Source organism: Thioalkalivibrio sp. (genome assembly GCF_007692535.1).
Classification (GTDB): Bacteria; Pseudomonadota; Gammaproteobacteria; order Ectothiorhodospirales; family Ectothiorhodospiraceae; genus Thioalkalivibrio.
In genome coordinates this window covers 1-10,796 of record NZ_REBW01000053.1, presented here as the reverse complement: position 1 = coordinate 10,796, position 10,796 = coordinate 1, and the positions used below count along the sequence as shown (strand labels likewise).

The 10,796-nt window shown below is 64.7% G+C and carries 13 protein-coding genes; 8 read left to right on the top strand and 5 right to left on the bottom strand.

Features of this window, described 5'->3' with window-relative positions; all coding sequences use genetic code 11:
- Nucleotides 1–610: hypothetical protein (locus EA346_RS01245; protein WP_296754644.1), on the top strand; the 610-nt coding region annotated here is incomplete at its 5' end.
- A gap of 241 nt (nt 611–851) precedes the next feature.
- On the opposite strand, the gene hypA is transcribed toward EA346_RS01245, so the two are convergent.
- From hypA to EA346_RS01225, 4 genes are read right to left on the bottom strand one after another with little or no spacing between them, the layout of a single operon-like run.
- Nucleotides 852–1,235, bottom strand: coding sequence for a hydrogenase maturation nickel metallochaperone HypA (gene hypA, locus EA346_RS01240; protein ID WP_296754641.1), 384 nt, complete (start codon nt 1,233–1,235; stop codon nt 852–854).
- Complete coding sequence (locus tag EA346_RS01235) at nt 1,228–2,346, bottom strand: nickel-dependent hydrogenase large subunit (protein ID WP_296754637.1); 1,119 nt, start codon at nt 2,344–2,346, stop codon at nt 1,228–1,230. The genes hypA and EA346_RS01235 overlap by 8 nt, the downstream gene beginning before the upstream one ends.
- The gene (hybE, locus tag EA346_RS01230) at nt 2,324–2,848 is read right to left on the bottom strand and encodes a [NiFe]-hydrogenase assembly chaperone HybE (protein ID WP_296754635.1); all 525 of its coding nucleotides are present in this window, start codon (nt 2,846–2,848) and stop codon (nt 2,324–2,326) included. The genes EA346_RS01235 and hybE overlap by 23 nt, the downstream gene beginning before the upstream one ends.
- A gap of 7 nt (nt 2,849–2,855) precedes the next feature.
- On the bottom strand, nt 2,856–3,143 hold the full coding sequence (locus EA346_RS01225; protein WP_296754632.1) for a HypC/HybG/HupF family hydrogenase formation chaperone: 288 nt from the start codon (nt 3,141–3,143) through the stop codon (nt 2,856–2,858).
- A 263-nt stretch (nt 3,144–3,406) separates the two neighbouring features.
- On the opposite strand from EA346_RS01225, the gene EA346_RS01220 reads away from it, so the two are divergent.
- The 7 genes from EA346_RS01220 to EA346_RS01190 all read left to right on the top strand — a co-directional run bounded on the left by EA346_RS01220 (nt 3,407) and on the right by EA346_RS01190 (nt 9,765).
- Nucleotides 3,407–3,934: a HyaD/HybD family hydrogenase maturation endopeptidase gene (locus tag EA346_RS01220; RefSeq protein ID WP_296754630.1), complete on the top strand. Its 528-nt coding sequence runs from the start codon at nt 3,407–3,409 to the stop codon at nt 3,932–3,934.
- A complete protein-coding gene (locus EA346_RS01215; RefSeq protein WP_296754627.1) occupies nt 3,931–4,365 on the top strand; it encodes a hydrogenase expression/formation protein in 435 nt (144 codons plus the stop codon). The genes EA346_RS01220 and EA346_RS01215 overlap by 4 nt, the downstream gene beginning before the upstream one ends.
- Nucleotides 4,366–4,405: 40 nt before the next feature.
- On the top strand, nt 4,406–5,467 hold the full coding sequence (locus EA346_RS01210) for a hydrogenase small subunit (protein WP_296749318.1): 1,062 nt from the start codon (nt 4,406–4,408) through the stop codon (nt 5,465–5,467).
- 2 nt (nt 5,468–5,469) lie between these two features.
- Nucleotides 5,470–6,123 (top strand): nitrate reductase, encoded by a 654-nt coding sequence (locus EA346_RS01205; RefSeq protein ID WP_296754625.1) that lies wholly within the window; start codon nt 5,470–5,472, stop codon nt 6,121–6,123.
- A complete protein-coding gene (locus EA346_RS01200) occupies nt 6,120–7,484 on the top strand; it encodes a heterodisulfide reductase-related iron-sulfur binding cluster (protein ID WP_296754622.1) in 1,365 nt (454 codons plus the stop codon). Before EA346_RS01205 ends, EA346_RS01200 begins: the two co-directional genes overlap by 4 nt.
- The gene (locus EA346_RS01195) at nt 7,481–9,220 is read left to right on the top strand and encodes a nickel-dependent hydrogenase large subunit (RefSeq protein WP_296754620.1); all 1,740 of its coding nucleotides are present in this window, start codon (nt 7,481–7,483) and stop codon (nt 9,218–9,220) included. Before EA346_RS01200 ends, EA346_RS01195 begins: the two co-directional genes overlap by 4 nt.
- A gap of 215 nt (nt 9,221–9,435) precedes the next feature.
- Nucleotides 9,436–9,765, top strand: coding sequence for a hypothetical protein (locus tag EA346_RS01190; RefSeq protein WP_296754617.1), 330 nt, complete (start codon nt 9,436–9,438; stop codon nt 9,763–9,765).
- A 24-nt stretch (nt 9,766–9,789) separates the two neighbouring features.
- On the opposite strand, the gene EA346_RS01185 is transcribed toward EA346_RS01190, so the two are convergent.
- The gene (locus EA346_RS01185) at nt 9,790–10,698 is read right to left on the bottom strand and encodes a bile acid:sodium symporter family protein (protein WP_296754615.1); all 909 of its coding nucleotides are present in this window, start codon (nt 10,696–10,698) and stop codon (nt 9,790–9,792) included.
- Between the last annotated feature and the right edge of the window lie 98 nt (nt 10,699–10,796).

The following is a 10,796-nucleotide window of genomic DNA, read 5'->3' as shown; positions in this document are numbered from 1 at the left end:
TGTTCTTGCCGAGGATGTCCTGCTCGATGCGGACCATGCGCTCCTGGGTCATCCCAGGCGCATGTGCATGCGCCGGACCCTGCCCGTAGTGGAAGTCGTCTCCCGACCGAGCCGGCGCCTCGGCGGCGGCGTGTCCATGGTCATGGCCGGTGCCGTGACCATGATGGGCATCGTGGTCGTGCGGATGGGCGTGCACCGTACCATCGGCGTGACGGTGTTCGTGCTGGTGAGGCTGCACGTGCTGATGTTCGTGCCCTGCCCCATGGCCGTGCTCCCGCGCGTGGTCGTGCGGATGGCTGTGCTCGATGCCGTCCCCATGACGATGCGGATGCGCATGCTCGTGCCGGTGGCCGTGCGCCTCGCCGTGCCCGTGTTCACCTGCATGATCGTGGACATGGGCATGCACCGTGCCGTCGGCATGACGGTGCATGTGCTGGTGCCCGTGCTGATGCTCATGCCCGGCACCATGTTCGTGCTCGTGCACGTGGTCGTGGGCGTGGCTGTGCACCGTGCCGTCGGCATGGCGATGCTCGTGCTCATGGGCGCCCACCGGCCGCCCTTCCACCCGCGTCTCGCCTTCTCCGCAACCGCATACCGTGCACATCGGTGACCTCCTGAGATCCGCTTCCTCGAGCGGCAATGGTAATCGCAGCGGCTACACCCCCGCTGTTCATGAGGCGAATCGTGGGGCTTTGCCCGGTGACCCGCTGTGCCAGGACCTGCTGTTGGCCGGTTCGCAGCCGCCCAACCGTATCCAAGGCCAAGAATGCTCCCAATACCGCGCCAGGGTATTGCGCTGGCTCACCTTCCCGGTCGTTCGATGCCTTGGTCGATACCCGCGATCGGCGTCCTTAGCGAGCGGGAGCTCCACTGTTGGACGGCTGCGGGTCGGCCGTGTCGACCTCCAGGTCCAGCACGCGCATGTCCATGCCACCGGTGGCCTGTACCCGGTATCCGCCGCAGAGGGGACAGGCATCGTACAGGGCGCTGATCTCCACGCTCGTACCGCAATCCAGGCACCAACCCTGACCCGGTGTATCGATGATCTCGAGCACGGCCGATTCCGCCACGCTGTTGTTCATCACGGCGTCGAAGCTGAAGCGCAGGGCCGCGACCTCGACGCCGGCCAGCCGGCCAACCTCGACCCGGACCCGCAGGACCCGATCGAAGCCGCGTTCGGCGGCCTGATCCTCGATGATGCGCAGGATGCCCTCGGCCAGCGACATTTCATGCATGGACGATCTCCAACTGGTATTGCACGCAGGGATCCAGGGCCATCACCTGCAGGGCCACGGCGTCCCGCAACCGCTGTTCGTCACTGCCCCGCAACTGCAGCAGGCCCTCCAGCATCGGTCCCCGCGGATGGAAGTTCCATTCCGTGGGCGCGACGATGCGGTAGTCGCCGATGCGTCCTGAATCGACCTGTATCCAGTGCAGCAGCACGCCGCGGGCCATCTCCAGCACCACGACGGCCTCGTCACCCCGCAGCTGCCAGGCCAGCGCGTGTGCCGCCGCCGCACCCTCGACCAGGGAGTGTAAGCCCTGGGCCAGTTCGAGCACCCGTGCCACCACCCGGATCCAGGAATCCGCTGCACCCCGTTGCGCCAGCAGCGACGCGACCAGAGGTCGTTCGCGATTGCGCGCCAGGGGCCCCATCTCGAAGACGCGCCCGCGCCAGTCCGGGCGCCAGTGGAACTCGGGGTCGTCGCGAAGCCTGGGCAGCACATCCCGCACCAAGGGTTCCAGATCGGCGTCCCGGAACAACGGTGCCTGCGAGCGACCCAGCCCGGCAAGCCGCGGCTGCAACCCCCGCAGCAGCACTGCGAGGACCGTCGGCGCATCGTGCAGCCAGCGATCGAAGGCTTGGGGGTCCCCGTGATCCAGCCAGGACACGGCGGCATCCCCGAACAGCGTGATGGACGTCTGCAATGCCCAGGCGCGCGCAGCATCCCGGTCCTGCGCGAAGCGCTCGCGACCGGCCAGCAGTTCGCGCAGGGGGCCCGGCTGCGGAGCCTCACCGGCAATCCCGGGCCAGTCCAGCCCGAGACGCCAGAGGTGCTCACGGATGTTCTCGAGGCGGATGCGTTCAGCCCAACCGGAAGCCCTGTCTGCATCGACGGTTCCGCCCTCGACCAGGCTCAGCAGCGCCTCCACCGCAACGGTCTGGGCGTCCCCGCACAGACTGTAGAGTCGTGGAATCACCGCCAGCGCATGCGCTGGCGGCTGGCCGAGAAGCAGGCGCTGGGGCTGCGGCCGCCGCGAGCGTACCTCTGCCCCGAGCACCGCGTCCCCGCCCCAATCCAGACGGAGATCGACCCGCCCCTCAGCGGGAATCGGTGTCGTCATCCAGAAACGCTCCACGGAGAAACCCGCGCCGATCGAAATCCTGGTCAACGTTGCGGCGCAAAGCGGCGATCGGGCCGCCGCGACGCCGCGGTTCCGGTGGCTTCAGATCGGGGCCGGGCTGCAGCAGCAGCGACAGTGTCTCGAAGGCGACGGCGCGGGCCGCGTCCTGGTCCGCAAAACGAAACATGGGCGAGAACAGGGAACAGGTCTCGTAGGGCCCGATACCCTCTTCCCGGGCGCCGACGAAGTCGACCGCTCCCCGGGGCAGTTCCCGGGTACCGGTCCGACCCTCGGGAATCGGGTCGGCGTCAGGCAGGCGGAGCAGGTTCATCGACCACGGAGTGATCAGAACCCCAACCTGGGCGGCCCCGCTGCGCCGGAATCCCAGGGCCTCGACCGTCAGGGCGCGGTGCAGCAGCGGCATGTCCTGCATGCGCTCGGCCTGTACGCGGCGGAAGGCCTCCTCCAGGCGCTGCCGGATGGCTGCGGCTTCCTGGTTCAAGAACGCGCTACCGTGGCGGCCCGATGGCAGAGGGGAGCTGGAGATCGGCGAAAAAGCCGTCCAGATCGGTTTCACCACGCATGGCGGCTTCCAGCCCCAACACGGCCTCGTCGATCTGCTTCGCCTGCTCTGGTGCGAGGACCTCCCTGGCGTGGTCCATGATGGCCAGGACCCAGGTCCCCACCGGTTGCGGACCGATCAGCATCATGTTCAGGCGCCGCTGCTCGCCCCGCCGCTCACACAGGGCGGTAAATTCATCCGACTCCACCACCAGCATGGGAATACCCAGACACATCGTTGCTCAACCCCTTTTCACGTCCGCTGGCAGAGTTCCCGCGGATGTCACACAGATAGTCTGACAGGCCTCTGCCACAGCGCCACCTTCCCACACTGGAACGGGGCCGAATGTGATCTAGATCACCGCCGTAGGGCACACCCTCCCGCATCCTTGCTCCATACATCAGCATCAGCTGATTTATTCATAAGTAACACGCATTTGTCATACGCAAATGCCTGGACGCAGCTGGCGATCCCAGCAGGCACCGTTAAAGGCTAAAGATGATCACCAGCGCAACCCCGGCCGAAACTCCAGCGCCCTCCGCGCAGGTCACCAAGAGCGATTCCGTGCTCGTTCTCGGGCTCGGCAACATCCTTCTCACCGATGAAGGCGTCGGCGTTTATATCGTCAACCGACTGGCCCAGGAACAGGCCGGCACACCCGGTATCGAATTCATGGATGGCGGCACCCTCAGCTTCATGCTGGCCAACGCGATCGTCTCGACCGATGCCCTGATCGTGGTCGACACCGCCGCACTGAACGCGGCGCCGGGCACCATCCAGGTGTTCGAAGGCGATGCGATGGATCACTTCGTCAGCACCGGCGGCAAGAGCAGCGTGCACGAGGTCAGCCTTTCCGACCTCCTCGCCGTGGCCGCGCTCGAGGGTCTACTCCCCGCGCGGCGTGCGCTCGTCGGCATCCAGCCCCAGGATTTCGACTGGGGCGAACGCCCCACCGAGGCGGTCGGGAACGCGATCCCGAGGGCCTGTGAGACGGTGATGGAAATCGCCCGCCGGTGGCAGTCATGAGCCTGAAGGACATTCCCGTCCATTTCGACGCCGGCCCCGGCCCGGCCGGCTCCGAACCGACCGGCATGGCCGAGGCCCTGCTGCGTGAGGTCGCCGCCCACCTGCTGACCGTTGCCCGGGGCGGCGAGCGTCAGATCGTCGAACTCGGCAACCTGCCCCTCAGCGAAGGCGACTTTCAGGTGCTGGAGGACCGGCTCGGGCGTGGCGAGGTCGCGGCAGAGGTCAGCGCCTCCGGACGCACCGAGGTCCACGAGACCGCCTTCCCGGGGGTGTGGTGGGTCAAGTATTACAACGCTGGCGACCAACCTGCCGCCCAGCAACTGGAGATCGGCACGGTGCCGATGATCCTCGAGGCGCACCCGGAAGACATCCAGGCGAGCGCCGAACGATTTTCAAAACTGTTCGAAGAACCCGAAAGGAATTCCCATTGACCACTCGCAATCCAGCGACGACTTGCACAAGGGGGTCGGCATGAAAGAGCACTCGTTAACCTTAGGAGAGGAACTGCGACGCCAGGGCATCTCCAGGCGTTCCTTCCTCAAGTTCTGTGCGGGAGTGGCCTCGAGCATGGCCATCCCCGCCACCATGGTTCCGGCCATGGCAGCGTCCCTCGCACAGGCACGCCGCCAGTCCGTCATCTGGATGTCCTACCAGGAATGCACCGCCTGCATCGAGTCCCTGACCCGTGCGTTCTCGCCCACCGTCGAGAACCTGATCTTCAACTTCATCTCGCTGGACTTCCAGCATGCGCTGCAAGCGGCGGCGGGCGATCAGGCCGTCGAGGCGCTACGCAACGCGATGGACGAGAACTGGGGCAAGTATCTGGTCCTCGTCGACGGTTCCATCCCGTTGAAGGATGACGGCATCTACTCGACCTCCCACGGCCAGACCCACCTCGAGTCGCTCCGGGAAGTCGCCGAAGGCGCCGCCGCCATCGTCAGCATCGGCACCTGTGCCGCCTATGGCGGAGTCGGCGCCGCAAGGCCCAATCCAACCGGCGCGGTCGGCGTGGAGGACATCATTACCGACAAGCCGATCCTGAACGTCCCGGGCTGCCCCCCGATTCCGGAGGTCATGACCGGCGTGTTGACCAGTTTCCTGGCCTTCGGCGAATTGCCGGCGGTCGATCGACTGAAGCGGCCGTCCGCCTTCTTCAGCGACACCATCCACGACCGCTGCTACCGCCGGCCGTTCTACGACCAGGGCAAGTTCGCGAAGAGCTTCGACGACGAGGGCGCGCGCAAGGGCTGGTGCCTGTTCGAAGTCGGCTGCAAGGGCCCGATCACTCACAACGCCTGCGCCACGATGAAGTTCAACCAGGGCGTCAGTTGGCCCATCCAGTCCGGGCATGGCTGTCTCGGTTGTTCCGAACCCAACTTCTGGGACAAGGACAGCTTCTACAAGCCGCTGTCGGCAGGACAGTGGGGTTCCGCGGAGGGCATCGCGATCGCGGCGGCAGCCGGTGTGGCCCTCGGGGCAGCGTCGGCGGTCATGTCGCGCAAGAATCAAGACAAAATCTCGGGAGGTAAGTAGTCATGACGCTACTTGACTTTGCACGCGGTCCCGCGATGCAGATCGCGATCTTCATCTTCGTCCTGGGCATCTTCTGGCGGCTCGTCGGCGTCTGGGCCCTGCGCCAGAAGAAGGACCTCTCGGAGCCTCGTCAGAAGGGCGCCTGGATCGGCGGCATCAAGGGCCTGTACGCACACGCCTGGCCCTACAAGCCCTTCGTGCCCTATGTGGGTGCCCAGTACATCGTGGGCTACGTGATTCACCTTGGCCTGTTCATCGTGCTCTTTTTCGGCACGCCGCACATGCTGTTCTTCGCGGACATCGTCGGGTTCACCTGGTGGACTCTGCCGGGCGGCGTCATCACGTTCGTAGCCCTGGTCACCACGGTGGCGCTGTTCATCGCGCTGACCAAGCGGCTGGTGAACCCGGTCCAGCGGCTGATCTCGAACTTCGACGATTACGCGACCTGGTTCGTTACCACCCTGCCCTTCGTGACCGGCCTGGCGACGACGGCCAACCTCTGGCCGCATTATGAGACCGGACTCGCCATCCATCTGTTGAGCGTCTGGCTGCTGCTGATCTACTTCCCGTTCGGCAAGCTGATGCATTCATTCTGGTTCGTGGTTTCCCGCTACACCACCGGATCCCGGTTCGCACGCAGGGGGGGTATGGCATGAGTAAGACAACGACTGAAATGGCCCTCGACCTCGAGGCCAAGCGCCTCTCGGTGGTCGAGCCCGGTACGCGGGTTGATCTGCAGGGCGAGATGAGTGACGAGGAGCGGGTCGAAAAGGCGATGACCAACTTCGCCAAGGACTTCGGCCGGGTTACGGCGACCTACATGGAGGCCTGCATCCACTGCGGCGCCTGCGCCCATGCCTGCCCCTTCTACGAGGCCAGCGGCAATCCGCGGCACACCCCGATCTGGAAGCTCGAACCCTTCAAGCAGGCCTACAAGCGCGAAGCCGGCCCCCTGGCCTTCTTCTACAAGGCTTTCAACCTGAAGAAGAATGTCACTCTCGACGAGCTCAAGGAATGGCAGGAACTGCTGTACGACACCTGCACCATGTGCGGGCGCTGCACGCTGATCTGCCCGATGAGCATCGACATCGCGACACTGGTCGGGATGGCCCGCCATGGCATGTTCCACGCCGGTCTGGTCCCGCACGAGCTGTACACGGTGACCGAGAAGGCACAACGCGAGGGCAGCCCGCTGGGCGCAACGCCGCAGGTTTTCGAGGATCGCGTCGAGTGGATGGGCGACGAGCACGAAGTCGACATGCACATGAATGAGGACGAGGCCGAGGTATTGGTTCTGATGTCCTCCATCGAGATCCAGAAGTATCCGGAATCGATGGCCGCCACCGCGAAGATCCTGAACCAGATGGGCAAGAGCTGGACCTACCGCACCGACGGCTACGAGGCGACCAATTTCGGCCTGCTCTCGGGCAATACCGCGTGGCAGAAGGAAATGTCGATGAAGGTCATCGCCACGGCCGAGAAGATCGGCGCCAAGCTGGTGATCCTGCCCGAATGCGGGCACGCCTATCAGGCCCTGCGCTGGCAGGGGGCGAACATGTACGGCAAGCCCCTGCCCTTCAAGGTCCAGCATATCTCGGAATTCCTCGCCGACGCGGTGGATTCGGGCTCGCTCAAGCTCAAGACCGTCAACTCGACCGTGGCTTTCCATGATCCCTGCCAGATCTCCCGTCGCGGGGGTGCCACCAGCGCCCCCCGCAAGGTGCTCGAGGCGCTCGGTGTCAAGCTCATCGAGTCCAAGAGCGGCGGCAGCATGAACACCTGTTGCGGCGGCGGCGGCGGCGTGATCACCATTCACCGCGCCGATACCCTGCGCTACAAGGTCATGGGCGCCAAGTTCCGGCAACTGGGCGAGACCGGCGCCGAGATGATGGTGACCAGCTGCTCCAACTGCCGTCAGAACTTCGACGACAGCGGCGAGAAGCTGAACTGGGATAAACAAATGAACAGCCTCCTCGAGCTGGTGGCTGACAATCTGGTAGAGGAAGCTAAAAAATGAGCGCAGATAGAATTGTTGTTGACCCGGTCACCCGTATTGAAGGTCACCTGCGCATCGAGGCGGAAACCGATAACGAGAACCGCATCACGAGCGCGTACAGCTCCGGCACCATGGTGCGCGGGCTCGAGATCGTGATGAAGGGCCGCGACCCGCGCGACGCCTGGGCCTTCGCCCAGCGCATCTGCGGGGTCTGCACCCTGGTGCACGGCGTGGCCTCGATCCGTTCGGTCGAGAACGCACTCGATTATCCGATCCCGCAGAACGCCCAGCTGATCCGAAACCTGATGAGCGGAGCGCAGTACATCCACGATCACGTGATGCACTTCTATCATCTGCATGCACTGGATTGGGTGGACGTCGTCTCCGCGTTGAAAGCAGACCCGAAGGCAACCTCGGAACTGGCGCAGTCGATCTCCAAGTACCGTAATTCCTCTCCCGGCTACTTTTCCGACGTACAGACGAAGGTGAAGAACCTGGTGGAATCCGGGCAGTTGGGGATCTTCGCCAATGCCTACTGGGGTCATCCCGAGTACAAGCTTCCGCCCGAAGCCAACCTGATGGCGGTCGCCCATTACCTCGATGCCCTGGCCTGGCAACGCGATGTCGCCAAACTGCAGGCGGTCTTCGGAGGCAAGAACCCGCACCCGAACTTCGTGGTCGGCGGCGCCCCAACCGCGTTCAGCGGCGGCCCCACCGGTAATGGCCAGACCACGATGAACGACCTGGGCATGAGCATCGTGCGCGACGCGATCATTCAGATGCAGGAGTTCGTGGACGAGGTCTACGTCCCCGATACGCTGGCCATCGCCAGTTTCTACAAGGACTGGTTCGAACGCGGCGAAGGCGTGGGCAACTTCCTGACCTGCGGCGACTTCCCGGCCGAAGGTCACGGCGACCCGTCCAGCTATCTGATCCCCTCGGGCGTGATCCTCGATCGCGACCTGTCCACGATACACCCGCTCGATCTGACCGACCCCGAACAGGTCCAGGAATTCGTTTCCAGTTCCTGGTACGACTATGAGGACGGCAAGGACGTCGGTCTGCACCCCTGGGACGGGGAAACCACGTTGAACTACACGGGTCCGAAGGCCCCGTACAAGTTCCTCGATGTCGAGAACGACTACTCCTGGGTCAAGTCGCCGCGCTGGCGTGGCAAGCCGATGGAGGTGGGTCCCCTCGCCCGGGTGCTGATGCTTTACGCCAGCGGGCACGAGCCCACGAAGGAACTGGCGACGATGGCGCTCACCCAGCTCGATCTCCCGATCACGGCCATGTTCTCCACCATGGGGCGCACCGCGGCCCGCACGCTGGAGACCAAGATCATCGCCGACAACATGATGACCTGGTACGACAACCTGATGGCCAACCTCGTGACCGGAGACCTCAGTACCTTCAACGAGGACCTGTGGCATCCGAAGAGCTGGCCGAAGCAGGCCAAGGGGGTCGGCTACATGGAAGCCCCGCGTGGCGCCCTGACCCACTTCACGGTCATCGAAGACGGCAAACTGAGCAACTACCAGGCCGTCGTGCCCACCACCTGGAATGCCGGACCGCGCGACGCAGAGGGCCAGCCCGGTCCGTACGAAGCCGCGCTGATGGACAATCACCAGATGTACGACGTCAATCAGCCGCTGGAGATTCTGCGCACCATCCACAGCTTCGACCCCTGCCTCGCCTGTGCAGTGCACATGGTCGGGCCGGATGGCGAGAAGGGTGTCACCGTCAAGATCACCTGACCGACTTCCCGGAGGCACCGTGGCGTGCCTCCGGCTTTCTGGCCTTCACGGCCAGCCAGGGGCCGGAGGATTTTTCCTCCGGCCTTTTCTCTGCCTACAGCCTGCGCAGCGCCCGTCTTCCGGGCCCCGCCCCCGTCGCCGACGCGTGGCTTGACCTCGACGTTCGCGGTGCGCACCCTAGTGGGCCATTCACCGACCGCCGGGGCTACCGGGACATGAATCTTAAAGTCGTCGTCGACGACGAGATGTACACGCTGAACGTTCCTGACGAAATCGTCCATGAATCCGGCGACTTCTTCGATGAGATGGACCGGGACATGGACACGGGTCGTCAGATGGGCCGCGAATGGGTCGCGCGACCCGATATCGAGGACCGGATCCGGATCGTCGGCGACAAGCTGCTCAGCGCACTGGAGCGGGAGAACCACGACGTCGGGCGCATGATGGCGGCTTACATCCTGAACCGCGCCCCGGCGATCGACACCCTGCTGCTCGACACCACCGGCGAGATCGGCAATACCGAGATCAGGTACCGGAGCTTGTGACCCAAGCCATGCGGCCCAATCGACTCACGAGCGCTCGGTGACGGCCACCAGCTGGCGATCCCGCCACAGGCAGTAAAAGACCCACAGGAACACCGGAACATTCATCAACAGGCCGTAGAGCAGCGGCACCAGCCCCAACGCCGGCAGTTGCAGGATGGCGAACGCGACCATCATCGCAACCCCGGCATTCTGGACCCCCACCTCCACGGTGATCGCCCGCACGCTGTCGCGCGGCAGGCGCAACCTGCGTGAAACCCGATAGCCCAGGCTCATTGCCAGCATGCAAAGCAGCAACACCGCCAGCGTCTCGATGCTGAGCAGCGCCGGGAGCCGGTGCTGGTAGGCCAGGAACAACGCCAAGACGATGCCGACCATCGCCACGCCGGTCACGACCTTCACCCTCGGCAGCCATCCGAGCACCGTCGCCTCGGCCAACATCCGGCGCAGCAGCATGCCGCCCAGCGCGGGAACCAGCGTGACCAGAAGCAGCTGCCCCACAGTGTGCCAGTAGGGAAGCGCAAAGCCCTGTGCGGCAAGCCCGAGCAACTCGAAGTTCCAGCCCATGATCAGCGGCAGCGTGAACGGTGCCACCATCGCGGCGATCGCCGTAAGGCTGACCGAAAGGGCCAGATCGCCCTGCACCAGGTAGCTGAACATGTTCGATGTGGCGCCACCCGGCACCAGCGACACCAGCAGCAGCCCGGCGGCCGCCATCGGCGGCAGGGGCAACAGCAGCACCAGCGCCCAGGCCAGCAGTGGCAATGCCAGGATCTGCAACCCCAGGCCCAGCAGGACCCTGCGCGGATGTCTCCAGATTCGCTGAAAATCCGCCCCGGTCAGGCTCATCCCCATCGCCAGCATCACGCTGGCCAGCACCCAGGGCAGGATCACCTGCGCCAACCACTCAGCCGCCATCTCACTCCCTGCAACCATCGCTAACTTTCATGGCCCTGCGCCACCCGTGACGACCAAGAACCGCGAACTGTAGGTCGGGTTAGCCCAAAGGGCGTAACCCGACGGGTCTCGCACCC